This is a genomic window from Ensifer sp. R1-3 (assembly GCF_056739175.1).
Genome location: NZ_CP096517.1, coordinates 106,286 through 130,703, shown reverse-complemented (window position 1 = coordinate 130,703; position 24,418 = coordinate 106,286). Strand labels below are relative to the sequence as shown.

Annotated in this window: 27 protein-coding genes; 9 read left to right on the top strand and 18 right to left on the bottom strand. The window is 60.9% G+C overall.

From position 1 onward, the window contains the following. Positions 1-30 precede the first annotated feature (30 nt). Positions 31-2,040, bottom strand: a complete 2,010-nt coding sequence (locus M1D43_RS25570; protein ID WP_027989441.1) for an AI-2E family transporter — start codon at positions 2,038-2,040, stop codon at positions 31-33. 248 nt (positions 2,041-2,288) lie between these two features. Here M1D43_RS25570 and M1D43_RS25565 point away from each other — a divergent pair, with 248 nt between their 5' ends. Together M1D43_RS25565 and M1D43_RS25560 are read left to right on the top strand one after the other, a co-directional pair. Continuing rightward, positions 2,289-2,603, top strand: coding sequence for a PepSY domain-containing protein (locus tag M1D43_RS25565; RefSeq protein WP_015242665.1), 315 nt, complete (start codon positions 2,289-2,291; stop codon positions 2,601-2,603). A gap of 33 nt (positions 2,604-2,636) precedes the next feature. Next, entirely contained in the window at positions 2,637-3,242 is a 606-nt protein-coding gene (locus tag M1D43_RS25560) for a general stress protein (protein ID WP_027989034.1), read from the top strand. Positions 3,243-3,359: 117 nt separating this feature from the next. Here M1D43_RS25560 and M1D43_RS25555 read toward each other — a convergent pair whose 3' ends face one another. From M1D43_RS25555 to M1D43_RS25540, 4 genes are all read right to left on the bottom strand, one after another. Next, the gene (locus tag M1D43_RS25555) at positions 3,360-3,647 is read right to left on the bottom strand and encodes a hypothetical protein (RefSeq protein WP_498814667.1); all 288 of its coding nucleotides are present in this window, start codon (positions 3,645-3,647) and stop codon (positions 3,360-3,362) included. Next, complete coding sequence (locus tag M1D43_RS25550) at positions 3,644-4,714, bottom strand: fatty acid desaturase (protein WP_017264441.1); 1,071 nt, start codon at positions 4,712-4,714, stop codon at positions 3,644-3,646. The genes M1D43_RS25555 and M1D43_RS25550 overlap by 4 nt, the downstream gene beginning before the upstream one ends. Positions 4,715-4,799: 85 nt before the next feature. After that, on the bottom strand, positions 4,800-5,180 hold the full coding sequence (locus M1D43_RS25545; protein ID WP_015242669.1) for a DUF6481 family protein: 381 nt from the start codon (positions 5,178-5,180) through the stop codon (positions 4,800-4,802). Positions 5,181-5,309: 129 nt separating this feature from the next. Continuing rightward, a complete protein-coding gene (locus M1D43_RS25540) occupies positions 5,310-5,519 on the bottom strand; it encodes a cold-shock protein (RefSeq protein ID WP_011970048.1) in 210 nt (69 codons plus the stop codon). 513 nt (positions 5,520-6,032) lie between these two features. On the opposite strand from M1D43_RS25540, the gene M1D43_RS25535 reads away from it, so the two are divergent. The 5 genes from M1D43_RS25535 to M1D43_RS25515 all read left to right on the top strand — a co-directional run bounded on the left by M1D43_RS25535 (position 6,033) and on the right by M1D43_RS25515 (position 8,971). Continuing rightward, positions 6,033-6,350: a co-chaperone GroES gene (locus M1D43_RS25535; protein WP_015242670.1), complete on the top strand. Its 318-nt coding sequence runs from the start codon at positions 6,033-6,035 to the stop codon at positions 6,348-6,350. A 48-nt stretch (positions 6,351-6,398) separates the two neighbouring features. Continuing rightward, positions 6,399-8,033 (top strand): chaperonin GroEL, encoded by a 1,635-nt coding sequence (gene groL, locus M1D43_RS25530; RefSeq protein WP_017277437.1) that lies wholly within the window; start codon positions 6,399-6,401, stop codon positions 8,031-8,033. A 73-nt stretch (positions 8,034-8,106) separates the two neighbouring features. Beyond that, positions 8,107-8,499 carry a hypothetical protein gene (locus tag M1D43_RS25525; RefSeq protein WP_015242672.1) on the top strand — a complete coding sequence of 131 codons (393 nt, stop codon included), beginning with the start codon at positions 8,107-8,109 and terminating at the stop codon, positions 8,497-8,499. 70 nt (positions 8,500-8,569) lie between these two features. Next, positions 8,570-8,737, top strand: a complete 168-nt coding sequence (locus tag M1D43_RS25520; protein WP_010967063.1) for a hypothetical protein — start codon at positions 8,570-8,572, stop codon at positions 8,735-8,737. 90 nt (positions 8,738-8,827) lie between these two features. After that, positions 8,828-8,971: a hypothetical protein gene (locus M1D43_RS25515; protein WP_003525318.1), complete on the top strand. Its 144-nt coding sequence runs from the start codon at positions 8,828-8,830 to the stop codon at positions 8,969-8,971. A 51-nt stretch (positions 8,972-9,022) separates the two neighbouring features. On the opposite strand, the gene M1D43_RS25510 is transcribed toward M1D43_RS25515, so the two are convergent. From M1D43_RS25510 to M1D43_RS25500, 3 genes are all read right to left on the bottom strand, one after another. Beyond that, complete coding sequence (locus M1D43_RS25510; RefSeq protein WP_015242673.1) at positions 9,023-9,553, bottom strand: cytochrome c family protein; 531 nt, start codon at positions 9,551-9,553, stop codon at positions 9,023-9,025. A 312-nt stretch (positions 9,554-9,865) separates the two neighbouring features. Beyond that, positions 9,866-10,204, bottom strand: a complete 339-nt coding sequence (locus M1D43_RS25505) for a chaperone modulator CbpM (protein ID WP_015242674.1) — start codon at positions 10,202-10,204, stop codon at positions 9,866-9,868. Beyond that, positions 10,201-11,121, bottom strand: coding sequence for a DnaJ C-terminal domain-containing protein (locus M1D43_RS25500; protein ID WP_017264435.1), 921 nt, complete (start codon positions 11,119-11,121; stop codon positions 10,201-10,203). Before M1D43_RS25500 ends, M1D43_RS25505 begins: the two co-directional genes overlap by 4 nt. A gap of 464 nt (positions 11,122-11,585) precedes the next feature. Here M1D43_RS25500 and M1D43_RS25495 point away from each other — a divergent pair, with 464 nt between their 5' ends. Next, positions 11,586-12,746, top strand: a complete 1,161-nt coding sequence (locus M1D43_RS25495) for a GGDEF domain-containing protein (RefSeq protein ID WP_015242676.1) — start codon at positions 11,586-11,588, stop codon at positions 12,744-12,746. Positions 12,747-12,802: 56 nt separating this feature from the next. On the opposite strand, the gene M1D43_RS25490 is transcribed toward M1D43_RS25495, so the two are convergent. Both M1D43_RS25490 and M1D43_RS25485 read right to left on the bottom strand, forming a co-directional pair. Continuing rightward, entirely contained in the window at positions 12,803-13,165 is a 363-nt protein-coding gene (locus M1D43_RS25490; protein ID WP_015242677.1) for a response regulator, read from the bottom strand. A gap of 27 nt (positions 13,166-13,192) precedes the next feature. After that, positions 13,193-15,727 (bottom strand): PAS domain-containing sensor histidine kinase, encoded by a 2,535-nt coding sequence (locus tag M1D43_RS25485; protein ID WP_088895865.1) that lies wholly within the window; start codon positions 15,725-15,727, stop codon positions 13,193-13,195. 401 nt (positions 15,728-16,128) lie between these two features. Between M1D43_RS25485 and M1D43_RS25480 the strand changes: the two genes are divergently transcribed. Then, complete coding sequence (locus M1D43_RS25480; RefSeq protein ID WP_153315244.1) at positions 16,129-16,557, top strand: GFA family protein; 429 nt, start codon at positions 16,129-16,131, stop codon at positions 16,555-16,557. Here M1D43_RS25480 and M1D43_RS25475 read toward each other — a convergent pair. The 8 genes from M1D43_RS25475 to M1D43_RS25440 form a co-directional block, all read right to left on the bottom strand. Next, a complete protein-coding gene (locus M1D43_RS25475) occupies positions 16,526-16,945 on the bottom strand; it encodes a type II toxin-antitoxin system VapC family toxin (protein WP_015242680.1) in 420 nt (139 codons plus the stop codon). The two genes, M1D43_RS25480 and M1D43_RS25475, sit on opposite strands and share 32 nt — an antisense overlap. Further along, positions 16,942-17,196, bottom strand: a complete 255-nt coding sequence (locus M1D43_RS25470) for a FitA-like ribbon-helix-helix domain-containing protein (protein WP_015242681.1) — start codon at positions 17,194-17,196, stop codon at positions 16,942-16,944. The genes M1D43_RS25475 and M1D43_RS25470 overlap by 4 nt, the downstream gene beginning before the upstream one ends. A gap of 192 nt (positions 17,197-17,388) precedes the next feature. Beyond that, positions 17,389-18,351: an ATP-binding cassette domain-containing protein gene (locus M1D43_RS25465; RefSeq protein WP_015242682.1), complete on the bottom strand. Its 963-nt coding sequence runs from the start codon at positions 18,349-18,351 to the stop codon at positions 17,389-17,391. Further along, on the bottom strand, positions 18,348-19,262 hold the full coding sequence (locus M1D43_RS25460; RefSeq protein ID WP_127620568.1) for an ATP-binding cassette domain-containing protein: 915 nt from the start codon (positions 19,260-19,262) through the stop codon (positions 18,348-18,350). The genes M1D43_RS25465 and M1D43_RS25460 overlap by 4 nt, the downstream gene beginning before the upstream one ends. Further along, positions 19,259-20,080 (bottom strand): ABC transporter permease, encoded by an 822-nt coding sequence (locus tag M1D43_RS25455; protein WP_010967053.1) that lies wholly within the window; start codon positions 20,078-20,080, stop codon positions 19,259-19,261. The genes M1D43_RS25460 and M1D43_RS25455 overlap by 4 nt, the downstream gene beginning before the upstream one ends. 5 nt (positions 20,081-20,085) lie before the next feature. Further along, positions 20,086-21,021, bottom strand: a complete 936-nt coding sequence (locus M1D43_RS25450) for an ABC transporter permease (RefSeq protein WP_127623620.1) — start codon at positions 21,019-21,021, stop codon at positions 20,086-20,088. An 87-nt stretch (positions 21,022-21,108) separates the two neighbouring features. Then, on the bottom strand, positions 21,109-22,701 hold the full coding sequence (locus tag M1D43_RS25445; RefSeq protein WP_015242685.1) for an ABC transporter substrate-binding protein: 1,593 nt from the start codon (positions 22,699-22,701) through the stop codon (positions 21,109-21,111). A gap of 56 nt (positions 22,702-22,757) precedes the next feature. Continuing rightward, positions 22,758-24,383 (bottom strand): amidohydrolase, encoded by a 1,626-nt coding sequence (locus tag M1D43_RS25440; RefSeq protein ID WP_015242686.1) that lies wholly within the window; start codon positions 24,381-24,383, stop codon positions 22,758-22,760. Positions 24,384-24,418: the final 35 nt, after the last annotated feature.

The following is a 24,418-nucleotide window of genomic DNA, read 5'->3' as shown; positions in this document are numbered from 1 at the left end:
CTCCGCACGTGTCGTTCGGCATATCATGATCTAGTCCGCTTTGACCGTGCTTTCCCTATCCGCACGTTTGCTTCTCCGCATGGCATATCCGGGTGCGATCTTTGGATGGGCGAGTTTCAAAGACCGAGGCAATTCGTCTGAAAGCGCCTCGCGGACGGCGTCGCCCATCCCGAATACCATGAAGTCCGCCTGCAACGATTCGATAAGTTGGTCTCTTTCGGTTGTTCCCGGCCGGCCATCCTCTTGCCACAGAACGATCCCGACGCGCGCCGCCGGCGCCATACGTTTCAGTCGACGCACGGTGAATTTGGCATGCCTCATGAAATCCCGGTCGAGAACGCTCAGGACGACCGCGTTGCGGCCCTCGAGCTTCAGAGCCTTTATGTTGCCCGCCTTGAGGACTTCGTGACCGGCGTGGGCAGCATCCGCGCCCTGAATCCAAAGGGTCTGGGCGAGCATCGATGCGGTAACGTCGTCGAGATCACTGCGCCCTCCGACGCACAGGACGGACTTCCCGTCGCCGGGGGGAAGATCATATTCGTCTGCATCATCATCACCATCACTTTCCTGCGCTTCCGCGCCCGTTTCCTCCTCCCCTTCCTCTTCGCCGGCAATCTCCTCGAGATTGGCGATGAGGGTGTTCGCACTCTGGGCAATCTGAGCCGCCTGGGCGTTCGTCAGGGCGCCACGTGCGCGATCCCGCTCTGCCAGGAGCAGTGCGGGAATAGCAACCGTGTCGTAGAACTCGACGAGGTACTTTTCCTCCAGCATGTCTTCCGCATTGTCCGTCGCCTCATCCGGATCTCCGGCGAGCAGACGCTGATAGAGGCGCTCCTTCGGATCGAGCACGGGTTCATTGCCCAGCAGAATCTCCAGAAATTCGAATTGCGGGACGTGACGGCCGAGAACGACAAGGCACACGGTGAGCGGCGTCGACAGCACCAATCCGACCGGCCCCCAGAGCCATGCCCAGAAGATCGCCGCGACGATGATCGCAAGCGGCGACAGACCGGTGCGGGATCCGTAAAGCCAAGGCTCGACGACATTGTTGCTCAAGAGTTCGAGGACAATGAACAAGGCTGCCGTCCAAACGAGCAGGCTCCATCCAGGTGCCGCGGCAAACGCGAGGAACAACGGCAAAGCCGCAGCGATCACAGGTCCGATATAGGGAACGAAGCGAAGTACGATGGCGAGCATCCCCCAGAGGACCGCATTGGGTATGCCGAGCAGCGACAGGCCGATCGCTAGCGGAATGCCGTAGGTGATGTTCACGACCAACTGCATGAGCAGATAACGACCGACGCGAGCGCCCGCGTCCTGAAGTGCCTCGGTCGTTCGATGCAGGTCACCGTAGCCCACCAACCGAATGAAACGATCCCGCAGCTCCTCCCTCTCGAACAGCATGAAGATGACTACGACGATGACCAGGCCGGTCGTTGCCAACGGGCCAAGCAGAGGATTGATGATATTCTTCAGTGTCTCGACGGGCCGCTGTGGAGAGAAAATCTCCACGAGCAGCGGCTTGGCCTCCGGCGCCGGTTCGGGTGAGGCGCGCATCTCGGGTTCGGGCCGGCTAATTTCCGTGCTGATCCTCTCGATGACGCGGCCAATCCGTTCAAGGATCTGGCTTTCCGATCCGGTCTCCTTGAGGGTCCTGACCTTCTCGACGATGTTGTACTGATAGGTCGGCAGGTTCTGAGCAACCTCGCTCACTTGCATCGCTATGACCACGCCGAATGCGGACAGGAACAGAAAAGCCGTCGTCACCGTCCCAATGACGGCCACCGAACGGGGACAACCCACTCGACGCAGCCTCGAAACCAGCGGCGCGAGCGCAAAGGTGAGCAGAATGGCGATAGCCAGCGGCAGGAAGACGTCGCGGGCGAAATAGAGGACGGCAACCGTGGCGGCGGTGGCGACAAGCGTCGGTAGACGTGACGGCTGCGCCGCGGCTGCTGCGCCGCGCGCAAACGCGATTTGCTGCAGTCCGCCTGCGGTTGCAGCACGATCCTGGTCAATGCCACGCGAGAACTTCAGCATCGCACCCTCCACTACATCACCGAACGGTCGACCTGGTTGCGACCAGCAGGCAAGAAACTTGTTCGCAAGTAGGTAGGGCAGTGTTTTGCGCCGCCCAGCAGATGCTCCGTTGCAAGGAACCGCAACGATTGCCGTTTCCCCGTGCCAAAACCAAGCCGCCCACCCGGAGCATCGCGCCGGGAACTATTCTCCGCCCGGTGGGTTTCTGCGACGGGGGATCAATCGCGGTCTTCTGAAGAGGTAACCACATGAAAAATATGATCATTGCCGCGGCGGCACTGATGAGCGCCGTGGCCACGACATCACTCGCGCAGACGACGCCTTCACCGGAAGGAGAAACGCCTGCAGTGGCAACGCCCGACTCGCAGAACCCGACGGCACCGGTCGAAGGCGCAAACAGCTTCACCGAAGCGCAAGCAAAGGAACGGATCGAAGAGGCCGGATATACCGAGGTCAGCGGGTTGAAGCTCGACGACAAGGGTGTGTGGCAGGCAACTGCGATGAAGGAGGGCAAATCCGTTTCGGTCGCTCTCGACTACCAGGGCAACGTAACAGCGCAGTAGTCCACAGACTCCAAAGGAAAAGGGAGAACGAATATGAGAACCGTAACAGGGCTCTTTGACGACTATTCAGATGCTCGCGAAGCCGTAAGCGATCTGGAAACGGCAGGCGTTCCTTCAGACGACATCAGCATCGTCGCGAACAACACGGGCGATCGCTACTCGTCGGACGGCTCGAACGCGGCCGAAGGCGCCGGTGCCGGAGCTGGCCTCGGCGCTGCAGGAGGCGGCGTCGTCGGCCTTCTGACGGGGCTTGGCCTGATGGCCATTCCTGGAGTCGGCCCAGTGGTGGCTGCCGGGTGGCTTGCCTCGACTGCGGCCGGTGCAGCGGCCGGCGCAATCGCCGGGGGCGCTGCCGGTGGCCTGATCGGTGCACTCACGGACTCCGGCGTCGATGAAGAAGACGCCCATGTCTACGCCGAGGGCGTTCGCAGAGGGGGCACTCTGGTCACGGCAAGGGTCGAGGACAGTGTCGCGCCCCGAGCAGAAGCGATCCTGAAACAGCGCAAAATCGTAGACCCTGCGGCCCGCAGAAGCATTTATGCCCAGGAAGGATGGTCGCGTTTCGACGAAAATGCCGATCCGTACACACTCGATCAAGTCGAACGAGAGCGTGAGCGGTACCGCGGCATGATGCCATAACGGCAGGGCTGACGTCCCCCGATGTGGGGGCGCAAGAGCGGCCTCGCAGCTATCTCCGCGGCCGTCGACCAAAGTCAGTAGCGCGCGCGCGCGCCCCATGTTTCTTTTGGGGCGTGCTCACTTGATCTTCAGAAGCAGCATCTTGCCGGCCATGGTAATGCCGTGAGCCGACTCCTCTGGCGGAACATCCGTATCGAGCGCCTTCACGAGGCTTTGGTCGCGCAGCTCATTGAGAGTTGCGGTCGTCAGAAACTTGATCTTCTGCGGCCGTTCCTTGAACCGGTCCTGTTTTGCATAGGTGACCTGGGCATTCAGGTGCGTCCATCTCTTCCCACCTTGGGGATGGACATCACCGTCCTTGGCGAGCTTCAGACCTCGGATCTGCGTTGGCGTCAATTCAATCATGTCGTCGTCTTTCGTCCATCTTCGGTAAGTGAGCGGCGCAGCGACCCTGCGGCGTCATGGAATGAAACGAGCCTCCGGCGCCGGTCGTCCCAGAGCACGAGCCTGACGCATTTGAGGCTGTCCCACAAGGTGATCCGGCCGATGCCGGCAAGTTGCGGATGGTCACGCAGCACTTCTGGCAGACGGTAATAGGGAATCCGGCTGGACAGGTGGTGCACGTGGTGAATGCCGATATTGCCGGTGAGCCACCGCAGCACCGGCGGAAGATCGTAATGCGAGGCGCCATGCAGCGCCGCCTGGGGAAACCGCCAATCCTCGCCCTCCGACCAGTGGGTCTCCTCGAACTGGTGCTGCACATAGAAGAGCCAAACGCCGGCTGCACCTGCGAGCAGCACGACCGGAAGATGGATCAGGAGAAAAGCTCCCAACCCGACGGCCCACACCATCAAGCCGGCCAGCGTGACGATCGCAAGATTCGTCGCCATGGTCGAAATCCAAGGCAGAGCACCCGAGTTCATCATCCCGAACGGCAGGCGCTGCTTGAACAGAAAGAGCCAGGCTGGCCCGATGCCGAACATGACGAGCGGGTGCCGGTACAGCCGGTAGCCGAGGCGCTTCATCGGCGAAAGGGCACGGTATTCGGCAATCGTCAGCGTGGTGATGTCACCAACCCCGCGTTGGTCGAGATTGCCCGCCGTCGCATGATGAGCGGCGTGTGCACGCCGCCAATAGTCGTAAGGGGTCAGGGTCAAAATCCCGAGCACGCGGCCGGTCCAGTCATCGAGGCCGCGACGGGCGAAAAACGAGCCGTGGCCGCAATCGTGCTGGATCATGAACAATCGGAGCAGGAAGGCGCTGGCAGGAAGGATTGCGATCAGCCCGGGCCAGAAGCCGTTGGCCAGCGAAAAGCAGGCCGCTGCCCAGAAGACGGCGAAAGGAACGAGAGTGACGAACAGTTCGAAGGCGCTACGCCCCAGACGGGGCTGCCGGTATTTCGCCAGCGTCTTCAACCACGCTCCAGCATTGTCTTCAACAAGTGAAGCGGGTGGATAGACATGTGCGCTCATTACAACCGGTCCGTTTTTCGCTCGCCCGTGATCTTCTGCCAGGGCAATGGGCTGCGCCCGTGGAACGGGTGCAGGTGCTGAAGTGTTACGCCCGGCGGGCTTTGCGGGCCGCATAGCGGCGGTCGCGTTCGGCCTTGCGGGCCGCCTCGTCGGCGACGACACGCGAGACCCGATTGGCAATTTCTGCCTGGCGGGCTTCGGCTTCAGCCCTTTGCTCGGCCTCGGCAGCAGCGGCCAACGCAGCGGCTTCTGCAAGGATTCGCTCGTTCTCGGCTGTCTTCAGCGCTTCGCGCTCGGCGCGACGGGCATCCCTGGCACGGTTGGCCGCTTCGCGTGCAGCCAGTTTCTCCTGCATTTCAGGGTCGGTCGGTTTAGGAGCGGATGCAAATTTTGTCAGAAGCTGGCGCTTTGCATCTGCCGCGGCATTGCGTCGTTCGGCAAAGCCGTTGTCGTTCGGGTGTCTCAATCGTTGTTCCTTTGATATCGTTTGGTCGCGAAGATTGCCTTAACGGAAAAAGGCCAGACATTCGCCTGGCCTCTTCGAACCTCTTGCCGCGATGCCAGTACATCCGTGGTCATCAGCGGCGAAAAAGCGTCAGGCAGCGCGGAGCTGGCCTGCGGACATCTTGCCCGACTTGTTGTCGCGCTCGAGCTCGAAGCCGAGCTTCTGACCTTCGACGATCGAATTCATGCCGGCGCGTTCAACAGCAGAGATGTGAACGAACACATCGGCGCTGCCGTCGTCGGGCTGAATGAAGCCGAAGCCCTTAGTGGAATTGAACCATTTAACTGTGCCAGTGGTCATAACGAACCCTTTTTTAGCAACATAGATCACCGCTGGGCGACGCACAGCGGGGTTTCGACTTTTGAGAGAGGGAAGTTCGTCAAGAGACGCGCAAAGCGCAGCAAAACAAATATCGGCAAACAAAGTATCGATGCCCTCTCATAGACGAGAGCGGCGGCCACGTCAACTTTTTGTTTTCAGAAAAGTCCGATACCACCTTTGATAGAGAAATTCCAGCAGTCGCGTTTCCGTCGATGCCGGTGCACCGCGGCAAACGAGCCGAGTATTCCGTTGCGCCTGTACATCTTTCAATTAACGAACACCCGATGCTTTTGGCAATAAGAAAGGTGAATTCAGGTACGTCATAATATCTCTAGTAGATTTACCGGTTATGAATTTGCGCAAATTGCAGACACTGATTTCAAGCCATATTTAGCTTCGAAATAATATTTCTTAGCACTCCTATTAATCGATTGCCGTCGATGCTATTTAGGAGTTGCAGCCGCCCTATACGCCGGTCGCAGAAAGAATCCCATGACATTTCGCCCGCTCCTCGACCGCGTCGTCATCCGGCGCGCCGAAGGTAACGTCAAATCCAAGGGCGGGATCATCATCCCCGACACCGCCAAAGAAAAGCCCCAAGAGGGCGAAGTGGTCGCCGTCGGTCCCGGCTCCCGCGACGATAGCGGAAAGCTGATCCCGCTCGACGTCAAGATCGGCGACACGATCCTGTTCGGTAAATGGGCCGGAACAGAGGTCAAGATCGATGGCGAAGACCTACTGATCATGAAGGAATCCGACATCATGGGCATCGTCGCGAACACCGCCCCGACCGCCGCCAATGCTGCCTGATCCGTCGAATTCCGATCCCTTATCTCAAGCCCGAACTGGCCAAAGACAATGCCCGCCAAACAAATCATCTTCTCCACTGACGCCCGCGACCGCCTGCTTCGCGGCGTGGAATTGCTCAACAATGCCGTCAAGGTGACGCTCGGCCCCAAGGGCCGCAATGTCGTCATCGACAAGTCCTATGGCGCTCCACGCATCACCAAGGACGGCGTCTCCGTCGCCAAGGAAATCGAGCTTGAAGACAAGTTCGAAAATATGGGTGCGCAGATGGTCCGCGAGGTAGCCTCAAAGACCAATGATCTTGCCGGCGACGGCACCACGACGGCTACCGTGCTCGCCGCGTCCATCTTTCGCGAAGGTGCCAAGCTCGTATCGGTGGGCATGAACCCAATGGACCTGAAGCGCGGTATCGACCTTGGCGTTGCCGCCGTCCTCGCGGAAATCAAGATACGCGCCACGAAGGTCATCTCGTCGAGCGAGATCGCGCAGGTCGGCACGATTGCCGCCAATGGCGACGCCAGCGTCGGCGAGATGATCGCAAGGGCGATGGAGAGGGTTGGCAACGAGGGGGTGATTACCGTCGAAGAAGCCAGGACGGCCGATACCGAACTCGACGTCGTCGAGGGCATGCAGTTCGACCGCGGTTATCTCTCGCCGTATTTCGTGACCAATGCCGAGAAGATGCGCGTGGAACTGGAGGATCCCTATATCCTCATCCACGAGAAGAAGCTCGGCAACCTGCAGGCTATGCTGCCTATCCTGGAGGCCGTGGTGCAGAGCGGCAAACCGTTGCTGATCATCTCCGAAGACGTCGAAGGCGAAGTGCTGGCGACGCTCGTCGTCAACAGGTTGCGAGGTGGCCTGAAGATTGCGGCCGTCAAGGCGCCGGGCTTCGGCGACCGCCGCAAGGCCATGCTGGAAGACATTGCCGTTCTGACCGCCGGCCAGACGATCTCCGAGGATCTGGGCATCAAGCTTGAGAACGTCACGCTCGATATGCTTGGCCGCGCCAGGCGGGTGCTGATCGAGAAGGACACGACCACAATCATCGACGGCTCCGGCGACCAAGCCTCCATCCACGCGCGCATCAGTCAGATCAAGGCGCAGATCGAGGAGACGGCGTCCGACTACGACAAGGAAAAGCTGCAGGAGCGGCTGGCAAAACTCGCCGGCGGCGTCGCGGTCATCCGCGTCGGCGGCGCGACGGAGCTTGAAGTGAAGGAAAAGAAGGATCGCATCGACGATGCCCTGAACGCTACGCGCGCGGCGGTCGAGGAAGGCATCGTTCCTGGCGGCGGAGTGGCGCTGCTACGGGCAAAATCGGCCCTTGTCGGTCTCACCGACGAGAACGCCGACGTAGCGGCAGGCATCTCGATCGTGCGCCGGGCACTGGAAGCACCAATCCGCCAGATCGCCGACAATGCCGGTGTCGAAGGTTCGATAGTTGTCGGAAAACTCGTCGACAGCAAGGACCACAACCAGGGCTTCGACGCACAGACGGAAACCTATGTCGATATGATCAAGGCGGGCATCGTCGATCCCGCCAAGGTCGTGCGTACAGCCTTGCGGGACGCCGGCTCGATCGCGGCTCTTCTGATCACCGCCGAAGCTATGATCGCCGACATTCCCGAGAGGGCGTCTCCCCAAGGCACCGGAAACGGCGCCATCGGCAGTATGGGATACTGAGAGCAGTGCCTGAACCGTTCGGCCGGGTGGTCAGGCGGCGAAACGCGAACAACGACGGAGGGGGAGGCTTCCAATGGCCATAGAGAACAGCAGCAAGACGTCAATTACCCAGCAATTCGACAGCTACAAGCCATCCAAGGCGATCCTCGTATGGGCATGCGCCGCCACGGCAGCCGCAACGATGATCGTCGGCTTCAACTGGGGCGGCTGGGTGACAGGCGGCACGTCTCGCACGGCGGCAGCGGCCGCAGCCGACATCGCACGCGGTGAACTGGCATCCGCCATATGCGTCGAGCGGTTCAACGCCGCGCCGGACGCGGCCGCAAAACTGATCGAGTTCAAGGCAATCACCGATGGTTACAAGAAGCGTCAATTCGTAGAGGCCGGCGGTTGGGCGACGATGCCGGGCCAGACCGCACCTGACAGCCGCAGCGTTCAAGGTTGCGCCACCGCTCTCGCCATCTGAGCGCAAAATCTGAAAAGCGCTCCTGCGTTTGTTTGGAGCGCTTCAATCTGTCAGACCAGGAGAACGTCAAATGATCCGTTTCGAGAGAAAGCCCGACCCGCAGCCCTCGCTGAAGGAAGCCGAAAACAAACGTACCAAGCAAATAAGCGAAGCCGCGAAGGAAGAGAACAAGAAATCGGGCACAACTGGAGCGCCGCGTCGCGCGCCTCAAGCGGCTGATGACGACCGGCTCATTTGAGAGCATATTGGACGCCTCGGCCCGTTTCTCGTTGGCCCGCCCCTATGGCGGGCCAGCTTCATCAAATTCAACGTCAAGAGGATCGCATCGATGGCTAAAGGACAAGTGAGAGGCAACCGCGAGGCGCGGAAGCCGAAAAAGGAAAAAGCGCCGGTGAAGGTAGAGACGAGCTTCACCAATCAGCTCAAGAATGCCGAGAAAAGCAGCCCGCAGGGTGGCAAACACAAAGGCTGAGCCCAAGGCAACGGCAGGGGCGGTTGAAGACTTCGGAGCCGGGTGCAACGGCTATTTTGGGGCTGCGGCCGCAGTTTCGCCCGGCGGCAAGATCCTGAACATAAAGGTCGATACCTTTTCCCCTGGCTTGAACGGGCCCGGCACCTGATGGCTTACCGGCTTCAGGCTTTGAAGGAATGCTGCAATTGCGCCTGCGTCTTCTTTTGTGAGTTGCGCAAATGCGTGCCACGGCATGATCGGCGCCAGCATGCGGCCGTCGGGGCGCTGCCCGGTCTGAATGGCAGTCACGATCTGCTCCCTGGTCCAACTGCCGATGCCGGTCTCCTTGTCGGGCGTGATGTTGCGACCGACGAAAACACCCTCTCCGGGGATTTCGAAGCCTACATCCGACCCGCCGAGAAAGCGTGAGCTGTCCGGTTTTCCAAAAAAATATCCCGGTGTGTGGCAATCGTTGCAGCCGCCCATTGTGACGAGATATTCCCCCCGCGCAATTTCGGGATCGTCGGCAGCAGCGGCCCCGAGCGGCTGTAGCCCAAAAGCAGAGGTGGCGAAACATGCGAACCCAATGCCCAACCGAAACATGCTTACCCCCTGAGGCTCGCTGCTGAAGCAAACTGAATACCATAAGGAAGTCGCGGTATATATTAGCTATTTGGAATTAACGGGAAACCGCGAACCTTCCTGTGGTTCATGCCGGACGCAGGTCGCACCAATCGGCGACGACCTCCTCGGAAAGTGCGGCCAGTAGAGCGCTCCCGGGCCACCACCCTGCAGCGCCTTTGCGATAACAAATCACGATGCCGAATGGGCAGCCCGTGACCTCTCGTGCTCGCCGCCGACTTCCTTTTTCGCCACGAGGACCTCGATCGAAAACGATAGCGCGCAGTTCATACGCTAATGCCGTTGGCCGATACGCGAAAAGAGCGCCTGCTTCAATTGCCGGCGCACCTCATCAGGCTGCTCCGACAGCGCAGTAGCAATCGTTCTAAGCTCGCGCCTTAGCCCATAGAGCTGATCCAGCAGTGCAAGGATGATCGGCACAGCGTCATCGTTGACATTCATGTCGCGCCGGAGCTCACAAACCAGTCGGATTCGAGCGACGTCGACGTCATCAAATGAGGGCCCGCTCTCGCCTTGAGCCGGCACGATCCAGCCACTGTGCACCCACTGGCGCAGCTGTTTGAGGGTTACAGCGTCGAACTGTTCAAGGACTTGCTTCTCCGTCAATTTCATGTGGCCCTCCGTAGAGCTTCGCGCGGGTCATAAGCGTGGCTCTGTCGCCAAGTTTCCATGAAACGCTCGAGATCGGGATCGGCCGCCGTCGGTAGAACGACCTTCAGCGTGACACGCTGATCCCCTGCGGGGCCGTGTTGAGACTTCACCCCTTTGCCTCTGAGACGCAGGATGTCGCCCGTATTTGAACCCTTGGGGATGGTCATCGATACGCGGCCGGAGATCGTCGGCACCTCGATCTTCGCACCAAGCACCGCTTCATAAAGCGTAATTGGCAGATCTATTTCGATGTCGTTGCCTTCACGACGGAAGACCGAGTGAGAACGGACGCTGACTTCGATTAAGGCGTCTCCGGGTTCCCCGCCAGCAATTCCAGGGGTCCCCTTGCCCCTCAGCCGCAGCGAGGTGCCATCACGTGTGCCGGCAGGAATAGCCAAGTCGAGCGTGTTTCCGTCGGGAAAGGTGATACGGCGCCGGGCGCCGTTCACCGCGTCCAGAAACTCGAGTTCGAGGTGATAGTGGAGGTCCTGCCCGCGGGCCTTGAAACGAGCCCCTGCCCCGCCCCGCCCGAAAAGATCCGCGAAGATGTCCGACACGTCTTCGAATTCGCCGGTTCCGCCCGCTGATCCATACCGCCGTGCGTGATCCGCATCGGCATAGTGCCTGTAAAACTGCTGCTGCTGCGGCCGTTCAGCCCCTGATGCATCGATCTCGCCCCGGTCGAACCGGGCCCGCTGCTCGGGATCGTTCAGCAGATGGTAGGCTGCGGAAAGCGCCTTGAACTTGGCTTCCACCTCCTTGTCGCCTGGATGCAGATCTGGATGCAGCTCCTTTGCGCGCTTGCGGTAGGCTTTGCGGATCTCATCCGGTTTAGCGGCACGCGGAACGCCGAGTATCTGATAGGGATCATCAGTCACCGATCACCTCCAATTGACGTGCACGTCGACTGCACGGCTGCGGCAAGCTGCGCGTCAACACCCTCAGTCTAATTTAGCCCGCAGGAGAAGGTCCGCAAGATTGAGATGACGGCAGAGTCTTGCGCGGCCGTGACCCGCCTTGCGCGCGCACCCCGCGAAGCTGAAGAGGCCATGGCTATCGCCGACGTCTCGTGAAGCCTACCGAACGGGCGGCTGAGAGGCTGCAGTGCTTGTTGAGGTACGCCCAGCGCGCCTGAGCCGGCTCTAAAGATTCCGTCCTCCCGTTTTCCGGTCGCGAGGTCGCGGCAAACATTGCGGACCGCCGCGTTCCAAGGTACCACAGCACACCGCGTTGACGTCCCTAGCAATACAGCCGTATCAGGGAATACTCACTGCGACTTGCTTCATCAAGACTTCATCAATATTCGCAGTCGTACACTTGGCAACATAGAGCCCTGATAGCAATGCGCGTTCCATCAAATCCCCTCATCCTGATCGGACCGACCATTCTTCTTCTTTTCGCAGCCACATTCGTGTGGATCTGGATGATAGATCGGCGGCGCAAGCATCTCTTGTATTATGGTGGAGGTGCTCTGCTCTTCTGTATCGGAGCAATGTCGCAGATCTTCGCGATCCCTGAAGGAGCAGGCCCAAATGCTGTCGTATCGGCGTTCATATATGTCTCAAGCGTGTTGGTCCTGTGTGATGGACTGCTGAGGCGATCCGGGCGCGGTTTGCACTGGGCAGAGTATGTCGCCAGCATCATCTTGATCGTGGGAGGGATCGCTTATTTCTTCTATATCGACCGCCAGCTCATTACCCGCATCTACCTCCTCAATTTCGGGATTGGGGTGATCTGTCTTGCGTCCACTTTGCGTCTGCGTGGGCTGCGCTACGGGAAAGCTGCAGAACGCGTCCTCTTCTGGGTTTTGCTGGCGTTTTCGATACACTTCTTCTTGAGGACCACTCTCACGGTCGGGCTAGTCGCCCCATCCGCCACTTCCTTTGCATCCTCGCCGTTCTGGCTCGCGCTACAGTACTCCGTCGCAGTGCTGGGGGTGGCACTTGCATTGGCTATCGTTCAGGTGACTGTAAGCGACACCCTTGACGAACTGCGACGAGAACGTGCGCTGGATCCGCTCACCGGACTGCTGAACAGACGGGGTTTCGAAGAATTCGCGACCGTGCGACTGCAGGCTCCGCATGCATGGCCAATCAGTTTGATGGTCGTCGATATCGACCATTTCAAGAAGGTGAACGACACGCACGGCCATCTCGCGGGTGACGCTGTTCTAAAGACCTTCGGTCAGCTGATGCTCGCCACGGCGAGACAAGTTGATGTTTGTGGTCGCTTGGGAGGGGAAGAATTCTTGATACTTATGCCCAATTGCGATTTGGAGGGCGCGCGCATTGTAGCTGAGCGACTGCGCACGAGCGTTGGTACGGCAGTGTTCGATGGGCTCCCGAAGGAATGGCGCGTGACAGCGAGTGTAGGGATCGCCGAGATTCGCAGAGGTGAAGCTTTATTAGAGCTGATCGCTCGCGCGGACGAAGCGCTGTACGAGGCGAAGCGTTCCGGCCGAGATCGCGTCAACGCATACCGACAGGCAATCGCCGGTGTTTAATGGGTTTAGGCCGCGGGTGCACCGATAAGTAGCGCCTACGGCGCAAGAACCGCTCGCTAAACTTCCCTTGAAACCTGCACGAGCGCCATTTCCAGGTCGCTTTCCAGAAACGGCTTCGTCAGCAAGGGGATGTTCGAGTATCTAGCATCCAGGCCTTTGCTGTCATAGCCCGTGGCAAAAATGAAGGGTACGTTGCGTTCCGCCAGAATGTCCGCAACGGGATAACTGGGCTCCCCATCCAGGTTGACGTCAATGATGGCGATGTCGAACTGCCCTTTCCGCGCCATATCGAGCGCTTCCTGCATCCGAGAGGCTATGGCGGCGACCTCATGCCCGAGTTCGGATAGACTATCTTCAATCAGCATGGCGATCATGGATTCGTCTTCGACCACGAGAATCCGAAGTCTGCGCTTTGTCATGCGTCAAGCCCGTAGAAGCATTGGACGTTAAGTGAGTGGCGCTTCGATGTGAAAGCGCACGCCACTCGGCGCAAACACAAGATCAACCTTGCCGCCGAGTTCGCGGGCCAAAGCACGTTCGAGCAGACGAGTGCCAAAACCCGTCCGCGCTGGTACTTCGACAGGTGGACCACCAATCTCCTCCCATTGTAAATGCAGGTGAGATACGCTCTCAAGATCGCTAACATGCCAGCTGACCTTGATCAGACCGCCGTCGTTCGTGAGCGCCCCGTATTTTGCAGCATTCGTGCAAAGCTCATGAAAAGCCATCGAGAATGCCAACGCCATTTTCGGCCGCAACCGGAGCGGCGGGCCAGAGGCCTGAACGCGCTGCTGGGGTTCCACGCAGATTGGATTGATCGTCGCCTGAAGGACCTCTTGAAGATCTGCACCCTGCCAGCTCTCCCGAGTAAGCACGTCGTGCGCCCTCGCCAATGCTACGAGCCGGCTTTGGAACCGGCCAAAATCCTGGCTTGCATTTACACCACGGAAGGTTTGCGCAGCCAGCGATTGAACCGTGGCGAGCGTGTTCTTCACGCGGTGGTTCAGTTCGTTGATCAGAAGCTTGCGGTGTTCTTCGCTGCGTCGCCTTTCAGTAATATCGCGCGCGATCTTTGACGCGCCGACGACGCGACCGCGGGCGTCTTTCAAAGGGGAAACCGTCAAGGAGACATCGATCAGGCTTCCGTCCTTTCGAATCCGTACCGTCTCATAATGGTCGATGTGCTCGTCTCGCCGGATCCTTTCAAGGATGCCGGGCTCCTCGTCCTGGCGGTCGGGCGGAATGAGGATGGTTATGGGTTTTCCTATCACTTCCTCGGCGCTATAGCCGAACAGGCGTTCGGCGCCTCTATTCCAAGTCTGGATAATGCCTTGCGTGTCCTTGCTTACGATCGCATCATCCGAGAATCTGACAATGGACGCGAGCCGTTCTGCATATTCCGCAGCTTTCTCGCGATCGGAGATGTCCACCAGCATGTTGACCGCCCCAACAAGCTTGCCGGCGACATCATGCAGCGGCGTGGGATAGGGTATGAACGGCACACGGGTGCCATCCGGTCGTTCGGCCACGGCTTGTTCGCCACGGACCGGCCGATCTTCTTTGAGCGCCACGGCCATTGGACATTGGTCGTGCGGCAGGTAGGTGCCATCCGGCCTGTAGAGACGCCAGGTGACACACCATTTATCTCCGATCTGTGGAGTGCGGCCGGCCATCTCGACAGCCGCCTTATTGAAGAAGGTGATGCGGCCTTCGGCATCTGTGGTGTAGACGGCGGCCGGCAACGCCTCGAGCAAATCACGCATATGCTGTTCGCTTTCGCGGCGGCGGTCGTCCATGTGTTTGGCTTCGGTGACATCAAGCAGAACCCGCACGCCATAACGGAATCGACCGGTGCGATCGCGCACTGTCGAGCTGTAAACGTCGAGATAGATCACCGTACCGTCCGCCTTAACGGCGCGCTTGCGGATCGCATAGGTATCAGTCTCTCCGCTGACCTGCCGCGCGTAGCAACGGGCCTCCTCGTCGCGGTCATCCTCGTGCGTGTAGTCGAGGAACGTCATGTTCAGCAGCTGCTCGCGCGAGCGGCCCAGCATGGTGCAAAATGCATCATTCACCCGTAATAGGCGCCCATCCGCATCGGACTCGGCGATCCCGATCGTGGCCGCCTGATACGTGGCCGCGAAGCGTTCCTCAGTCTCGCGCCACGCGTCTTCTGTTTCGTGCAGGCTGGTTACATCGGTCGTGAAGCACCGCGTATTGACGAATTTCCCATCCTCGAAGCGACTGTTGGAAGTGATCAGCACATGCTTGATCGAGCCGTCCCGTGCGCGCAAACGAGCGGGATAGCGATCGAGTTTTTCGCCACAGGAAAGGCGGGCAAGAATATCGCCGATAACCGGTGCATCTGCGTGAAATTCGGCAATGTGCCGGCCTACATACTCGTCCGCCGGATACCCCAGGAGCTCCAGCTCTGCCTTATTCGCCCGCAGGATGATCCCCGCGGCGCTGACGATGTGCAGCCCGATGGCGCTGTTTTCGAAAAAGTCCTCCAGGTCCTTGCTCTTGCGGTTAACCTCCGCTTCGATCCGCTTTTGTTGCGAAATATCTTGGAAGCAATTGATGGCCCCTTGAATTGCTCCCCGATGGTCTCTGAGCGGGCGGATATTCACCAGCACAAAGATGCGGGATCCGTCTGGTCTTTCGATGATCACCTCGGCGTTGCGCGTCGAGACACCGGTCTTGATCGCCTCAGCCATGGGGCACTCCTGGTGCGCCATGGGCGAGCCGTCCGAGAGGAAAAGACGTTGGGAACCACAAAATCGCTCTTGCGGTGCGCTAAGCGATGGCCGTCTACCCCAAAGTTCGGCAGCCTCCGCGTTATATCGCACGAGCCATCCCTCGTGATCACAGATATAAACGGCTCCCGGTATAGCATCGAGCGCAGTTGGAGCTGACGTGATCAGCGCTTCGTATTCGGTCAGTACGCGACCTGTAAGCGGAAATTCCTCGACATTCGACATGCAGACAGGGCCCTCGCGGCTCTTGAAGGGATCGATTGAATCTCAGCCGGAGTCATGGAGGGACAACTCTGCTCGACGCGCGACCCCCGGGTGCGCAATCTTGGTTAACCTGCATCAACGTACCAGACGGGGTTTTGTTCCCGGCCTTTTCTGACTTGCGCATTCTCGAACCGGCAGCGTTACTAAAATCATGAGACGCGGGATGCGGGAGGAAAACCGCACGCACTTTTCCTTATCCGCTCTAGACCCCGGCGCTTTAGAGGTCTACATTCGAGCTTCTGTGAGCCTGAAATTGCATCAGGTCCAGCCCCTTCGCATCGCCCACCGCTATGAATGCGGTTCGGGCCCGCGCTTCAGCCCTCAATGAACGCAATCTCACCGTGCAAGCGGGAGGAGTTTCGATGACCAATGCCCAATGCGCCTGCGGCGCTCTAAGACTGGTGCTTAACGAACCGCCACAATTGACCGCGCTGTGTCACTGTTTCGCTTGCCAGCGAAGAACTGGTGCACCGTTCAGCGCTAATGCGTTCTACTCGATCGACTGTGTCGAAATATCTGGGGTGTCTACAGAATACGTTCGTACTGCCGAGAGCGGTCGCAAGGTCCGAACGCATTTTTGCCCAAGCTGCGGCTCGACCGTCTACTGGAGGGCCGACGCTTCGCCGTCCTGGATCGGGGTGGCGGTAGGTTCATTTGCCGACCCGGCCTTCGCGCCACCTGTCATGTCAGTATTCGAACGATCGCAACATAAGTGGGTGCAGCTTGATGGAACGGTAGAGCATTTCCAGGAGCTTCCAATCATCGATGGTGCCAAGGATTTACCACGGTAAGTCCAGCCGCTTCGAACGGGCTGCTATCGCGGGTCGCGACGATAAATCCCCTGGAGGCGGCAATGGCGGCAATATATCCGTCGGCCGTCGGAAATCCCTTGCCGGCCGCTCGAGCGGTCACCGCAAGCTCGGCATAATGGCGAGCAGCTCCGATGTCGAACGGCAATACGCGATCGCCAAACAGTTCGAGCACGCCGCCAAGCATTTCGGTCAGAGCCTTCTTGCGCCGGCCGTCCGGCAGCGCACCGATGCCGAACAGCAGTTCGGCCAAGGTCACACTGGCCAGATACAAGGTTTCAGCGACCTGCTCGTTCAACCAGGAGCGCACGGCCGGATCGGGGGTCGGTTTCATCGCCTCGGAGACGACATTCGTACCGAGGACAATCATTCAAATCTCACGGGCTGCGCCGGCGCCTTGTCGCGTACCTCGTCGAACACGGCGAAATCGTCATTGGTCAGCCCCAGTCGCCGGCCGAGTTCGGCCAGGGCATCGCCCATGCGAACGCGCTGCTCGGGCTTCACCGCACTTTCCAAAATCTCCCGGACTTCCGCCTCGGTGCTGCGGCCGTGCATCGCCGCTCTCACGCGCAAGGCGCGATGCACTTCATCGGGCACATTCCGGACCGTCAGGATCGCCATAGTCAAACCCTCGCATCGCTTTCAATGACAGCAATGTAGTTGCTTTGCAGTCACGCCGCAAGTTTTGAGCGACAGGGCTTTGTGATTCCTTAGAGCGTTTCCGCTTTTCTCCGAATCGCGGAAGCCCCCTAACCCTTTGTTTTTCCTCAAGCCCCGGATGGAAAACCGCTACGCACTTTTCCTGGAATTGCTCTAGACGGCTGGCACCAATCTCATGAGATGGCCAGGCGCGATCTCGACGAGTTCGGAGGGCGGGGGCGCGGAAAAGATGTCCGGTGCGGTGCTGCCGTCAAATGCGAAGCTGCGACCGTCAGGAAGCGGCACATCGGCAAAGTGGTCTTTCGTCCCCGGGTTCAGGGCTGCATCCGGATCGGGAATGGCGGCGATGAGCCGGCGCGTATAGGGATGGGCGGGCCTTTCGAAGATGTCCCGCCAGCCGCCCTCCTCCACGACCTGTCCGAAGAACATCACCAGCACCCGGTCGCTCATATGCTCCACCACGCTCAGGTCGTGGCTGATCATCAGGTAGCCGAGGCCGAGCTTTTCCTGCAGCTCCAGCAGCAGGTTGATGATCTGTGCGCGGATCGACACGTCGAGGGCGGATACCGGTTCGTCCAGCACGACGATTTCCGGTTCGAGGATGAGCGCTCGGGCAATGCCGATGCGCTGGCGTTGGCCGCCGGAGAACTCGTGCGGATAGCGGTTCGCCTGCTCGGGCGTGAGCCCCACATTGGCGAGCATCACCTCGATCCGGTCGGCGATCTCCGATGCCGCCGTGATGCCGTGCAGCCGCAACGGCGCAGCCAGCGAGGTGCGCACGGACTGGCGCGGGTTCAGCGAGGCATAGGGGTCCTGGAAGACCATCTGCACCGCCTTGGCGCGCTGCATGCGTCCGGGCGCTCCTGGCCCGGTGAGCGGCTGACCGCGATAACGGATCGTGCCTTCGGTGGGCTCCTGAAGACCGAGAACCGAGAGCGCCGTTGTGGACTTGCCGCAACCGGATTCGCCGACGATCGACAGGCATTCGCCCTTGGAGAGCGAGAAGCCGATGCCGTTGACGGCATGCAGCATGCGCCGACCGGTTCCGAGCAGTCCTCCGCCGGAAACGGAGAAGCGGACATGCAGGTCGTCCACCTCCAGCAGGGGGTCGGTCATGGCTGGCCCCCCTCTTCCACACCGCGCGGCGCGATGAAGCGGGTCTCGATGAGCTTCGAGCGGTCGGCAATGATGCTGTCGATGTCGACCAGCCGATGGCGGCCGTGCAGACTGCGGCTGCCGAAGCGCGGCAGGGCGCCGAGGAGCCCGCGGGTATATTCGTGCCGGGGTGCCGCGAAGAGCGCCCGCGTCTCGTTCTCCTCGACGAGGCAGCCGGCATACATGACGCCGACCCGTTGGCAGATGCTGGCGATCACGCCGAGATCGTGGCTGATGAAGAGAACCGCCGTACCGCGCTCGGCGCAGAGTTCCTTAATCAGCCGTAAGACCTCGGCCTGCACGGTGACGTCGAGCGCCGTGGTCGGCTCGTCGGCGATCAGGAGGTCCGGATTGCAGGCGAGCGCCATGGCGATCATCACGCGCTGCCGCAAGCCACCCGACATCTGGTGCGGATAGTTGCGCGCCCGCCGGTCGGGATTGGGCACGCGCACGCTGGCGAGCGCTTCGATTGCGAGTTTCTGCGCCTCGTCCCAGCTCTTTCCCTGATGCAGCACGAACATTTCGGCGATCTGCCGACCGATGGTCGAGAGCGGGTTCAGTGCCGTCATCGGCTCCTGAAAAATCATGGCGATGCGGTTGCCGCGCAGGCGCCGCATTTCGCGCTTCGGCAGTTCCAGCAGGTTCTGGCCCTTGAACAGGATCTCGCCGCCGGACACGGCGAGCGGCTTCTTGAGAAGGCCCATGACGGCGAGCGAAGTCACCGACTTGCCTGAGCCGGACTCGCCGACGAGGCCATAGGCCTCGCCCGGCATGATTTGGAAGGAGACTCCTTTGAGGAGCGGGCGATTAACGGAGCGGCCGACCGCGATGCCCAAGTGGAGATCCCTGATGTCCAGAAGTGGCTCGGTCATGGGTTTCGCGTCCTCATGTGCGGGTCGAGGCTGTCGCGCAGGCCGTCGCCGAGAAGGTTGAAGCCGAGCACCGAGAGGAAGATGGCAAGGCCGGGGAAGATGGCCACCCAGGGCGCGAGCTGGATGAGCTGGCGCGCATCCGTCAGCATCGAGCCCCAGCTCGGGAACGGCGGCTGGATGCCGAGGCCCAGAAAGGAGAGCGCGGCTTCCGAAAGCACCGCCGAGCCCATGCCGAGCGTCGCCATGACGAGGATAGGCCCCATCATGTTGGGCAGGATCTGCGTGAACATGATGCGAAGGTCCCCGTAGCCGAGCGTCTGCGCCGCCTGCACATAGCCCAGCGATTTCAGGGAGAGTGTGGAAGAGCGGGCGATGCGGCAGGTCCAGCTCCAGTTGGTAAGACCGAGGGCGATGAGCAGCGACGGCAGGCCGGGGCCGAGCACCGCCATCACGGCGAGTGCGAAGATCAGGGATGGAATGGCGAGCATGACGTTCGTGAAGCCGTTCACCAGATCGTCCCACCAGCCGCCCCAGTAGCCGGCGGTCATGCCGAGCGTGACGCCGATGATCGAGTTGATCACCTGCGAGACGATGCCGACCGTCAGCGATATCTGCGCGCCGTAGAGGATGCGGGTATAGACGTCCCGCCCCTGCCCGTCCGTGCCGAACCAGAAGGTGGCGTCCGGCGGCAGTTCGGAGTTCATCAGGTCCGCATCGAGCACCGGGTCGAAGGGTGCGATCCACGGCGCGAGGATACCGGCGAGGATCACCAGCGTCGTCAGTCCGGCACCGAGCCAGAAGTTGAAGCCGAGGCGCATTCCCGTCACTCCTGCTTGATGCGCGGATCGATCGCGGCATAGATCAGATCGACGGCCGTGTTGATGACGAGGAACCAGAGCACGATGACGAAGATCGTGCCCTGCACCACGGGAATGTCGCGGCTCGCGACGCTGTCCACCAGAAGCGAGCCGATACCGGGCCAGGCGAAGAGCTTCTCGATGACCACGGCCTGGCCGATCAGCGAACCGAATTGCAGGCCGACGGTCGTGACGATCAGCACCAGCGCGTTGCGCGCCACATGCCAGCGCACCACCTTGGCCTCGCTCATGCCCTTGGAATGGGCGGTGCGGATGAAGTCGGCGTTGAGGACATCGAGGACCCCGGCCCGCGTGGTGCGCGCGAGAAGCGCAAGCGGCGTGACCCCTAGCGTGACGGCGGGCAGAATCAGGTTCCGGAAGGACCCGTCGCCGTAGCCGAAGCTCGGCAACCAGTTCAGCTGCAGGGCGAAGAGATACATCATCAGGAGGCCCAGCCAGAACTGCGGCATGGAGAGGCCGGACACCGCCCCGATCATCGTCACCGTATCGAGCACCGAGCCGGGCCTCAGCGCCGCAACGAAGCCGAGCGGCACACTGATGACGAGGGCGAAGATCATGGCGGCGATCGCCAGTTGCAGCGAGGCCCACATGCGGTCGTTGATGAGGTCGATCACCGGCTGACGGGTGCGGAAACTGGTGCCGAGATCGAATTGCGCAAGGTCCGTGACATAGGTCACGAAGCGCTCCATCAACGGCTTGTTCAGCCCGAATTCCTCGTTGAGGCGGGCGATCATCTGCGGGTCGGCGGCGCGCCTGCCGTCGGCGAAGAGGCTTGCGGCGAAAGTTCCCGGTACGACGCTGAAGATGACGAATATAAGCAACGCAACGACCACGACCGTGGGTATGATCTGCAGGACGCGGCGCAGGGTGAAACGAAGCATGAGCGGTTCCGTTCTGGCCGCCCTGTACACGGGGGCGGCGACAATCGATGAGGGGGCAGCCGCAGCTACCCCCTCCCCCTCAAGGTCTTACTGGCGCGATGACGGCGCCGTCTCGTCGATCCAGATTTCGTCATAGGGCTGGATGGCCAGTTCCGTCGCGTTCGGAACGAGGCCGTGGATCCACGGCTGGTAGGCCATCACCGCCTTGTTGTAGTTGAAGAACCAGACCGGAGCGTCGTCCTGCACGATGTTGTTGGCCTGGCGCAGGAGATCGTTCTGCTTGGCCGAGTCGCGTTCCTGCTGCGCCGCCTCGTAGAGCTTGTCGAATTCCGGGCTTGCATAGCTGGTGTAGTTGCAGGCCGATTGCGCCGTCTTCGAATAGTAGCAACGCAGTGCGTTCAGCGGGTCGGGGCCAGAAAGGTTCGACCAGATGAAGGCCTGGAAGTTGTTGGTCGTCACCGCCTCGCCGAGCGTGGAGCTTTCGACCGGCTTCGGCTTCACGGTGATGCCGACCTTCTTCAGCATCGGCAGGATGGCTTCGACGATCGGCACGCCCCAGCTTTCGTTCGGGCTCGCCGTCACCTCGAATTCGAAGCCGTCGGCATAGCCGGCCTCGGCGAGCAATGCCTTTGCCTTCTCCGGATCGTAGGCGTAGGGCGCCTTGTCCTTGTCGAAGGCGGGCGAGGAGATCGGGAGCCAGCCGGAGGCCGGGTAGGCCTTGTTCTTGACCAGGCGTTCGATGATCAGTGGCGCATTGATGGCATGGTTGATCGCCTGGCGCACCCGCTTGTCCTTGAAGGGCTCGAAGGCGGGGTTGAAGCCGATATTGCGGGTATAGACCTCGGCGACTTCCAGGAGGTGATCTTTCAGCCCCTCCTCGCCCTGATAGGCCTGGTATTGGGTAGGGCCGAGGATCGAAACGTCGATTTCCTTGTTGCGGAAGGCGACGTCGCGCGCGGCGTCCTCAGCCATCAGCACGATGTTGATGCGATCGAGATAGGGCCTGCCCTCCTCGTAGTACTTGTCGAATTTTTCCACGACGACCTGCGAACCGGGTACGTGCTCCTTGAAGACGAAGGCGCCGAGGCCGACCGGATTCTTGCCGAAGGTCGATTCGTCCTCGATACTCGACGGATAGATGACCGTCGTGTTCTGCATTAGCGGGAAGCCGGGATTGATCGTGCCGGTATAGGTGATCTCGAGCGTGTGGTCATCGATCTTCTTCAGCCCCGAAATCTCGTCGGCCTTGCCGGCGATATAGTCCTCGGCGCCCTTGATGACGGCGATGAAGCTCGCGCCGGGGAAGGCGTTTTCCGGGTTGGCGATGCGCTTGTAGCTGTAGATGATGTCGTCGGCCGTCAGCGGCTTGCCGTTGTGGAACACGGCGTTTTTACGCAGGTGATAGGTGTGGACCTTGCCGTCCTCGGAAACCTCCTCCGATGTCGCCAGTTCCAGGACGGGCTTGTTCTGGTTCGAATCCCAGCTGTAGAGCGCACGGTGGATGGCCTGCGTGATGAACTCTTCCTGCGTGTTAGGGCTCGACTGCACGTCCAGCGTGGCGAAGCTCGAGCCGTAGGGCGCGGTGAAGACGAGCGTTCCGCCATGGCGCTCGCCCGCGGCAAGCGCCCCGGCAGCCACGCCGAGGCTGAGCATTGCGGCCAGTGTCAGTCTCTTCAGCATTTCGTTCTCCCTCTCGTGCCGTTCTCGGCATCGTTTCGGTTCAGTTCGTCAGGTCGTCAGCGCGCATCATGCACGACGCGGCCCGCAAGCAGGGTCAGCACGCAGCTTGTGTCCGAAAGGATGGTTTCGGGCGGGGCGGCCAAAAGGTCGTTGTCGAAGACGGAGATGTCCGCCCACTGGCCGGGCACGAGCCGCCCTTTCACCCCCTCTGCTTTCTGCGAATAGGCGCCGTATTCCGTATAGGTCTGCAATGCCTCCTCGCGGCTCAGCCGTTCGGATGCCTCCATCACCGTGCCCTTGCCCGTCTGGCGCGTGAGCATCGCGTGCAGGTTCGGGAACGGATCGGGGGAGCAGACTGGCGAATCCGAGCCGGTCGACGGTTTCAGGCCCATGCGCATCCAGGTGCCGATCGGGTAGGACAACCGGCCGCGCTCCTCCCCGAGCACGGATATGTAGCTGTCGCCGAAATCGTGGATGAAGGCCATCTGCGGCGCAGGCAGAATACCGGCCGCCTTCATGCGCGCATTCTGATCCGGGGTGGAAAAGCCGCAATGCTCGACGCGATGGCGGCGGTCGGGATCGGGATTTGCGGCAAGCGCCTTCTCGTAGGCCGTGATGAGCTGCTCGATCGCGCCGTCGCCGATGGCGTGGCAGACCATCTGATAGCCGCGGTCGTGGCAGGCCTTGACGACCGCCTCGACCTCCGCATCCGGCAGCATCTGCACGCCGATATTGTCCGGCTCGCCCCTATAGGGCCTCGTCATCCAGGCGGTGCGCCCGCCCGCCGAGCCGTCGAGGAAGACCTTGACGCCGCCGACGCGCAGCATGTCGTCGCCGGCGCCGGAAAGAAGGCCCGCGCGCCAGCAATCCTCGACGATGGAAACGCCGGGATCGCCAAGCAGGGTCAGCCAGACGCGCACCGGCAGCCGGCCGGAAAGCTTGGCCATCTCATAGGCCTGGATTTCGGCAAAACCGGAGACCTGCCCCACGGCCGCATCCATGCAGCTCGTGATTCCGAAGGAGAGCAGATACCGCCCTGCCCGCTCGATTCCGTCGATCAGGTCCTCGGTCGTTGCCGGCGGCATGGCGGCCTTGACGAGGTTCTGTGCGTTTTCCGCCAGGAAGCCGTTCAGCCGGCCCTCCGTGACGCCGATCACGCCGCCTTCCGGCACGGCCGTCGCCTCAGTAATGCCGGCAAGCTCCAGAGCGCGGGAGTTGGCGATCGAAACATGGCCGCAGGCCCGTGTCAGTAGGACTGGGTGATCGGGGGCGACGCGATCGAGATCGTCGCGCGTCGGGTGCCGTCCGGTGTCGAGCTTGACCTGATCATAGCCGCGGGCGCGCACCCAGCCGCCCTTCGGCGTCGTGGCTGCGCGGTCGGAAATCCGGCCCATCAGGGCGGCGAGCGTCGGCGCGCTCGCGGGCGTAGCGTCGACCCAGCCCATGGCCATGCCGGTCGCGATGAGGTGCAGGTGGTTGTCGATGAGGCCGGGGGTGGCGAAGCGGCCTTCGAGATCGATGACCTCGGTGCGCGGTCCCCTCAGGCCCAAGATGTCCGTATCGCTGCCGGTTGCAAGAATCTTGCCTTGCCACACGGCGAGAGCCTCGCTGATGCCCTCCTCCCGGCCGCGCCAGATCCGGCCATTGATGAGGATAAGATCGGCTTTTATTCCGAACGCCATTCACAACTCCCCCCTGCCGGCACCGGACGGGCCGG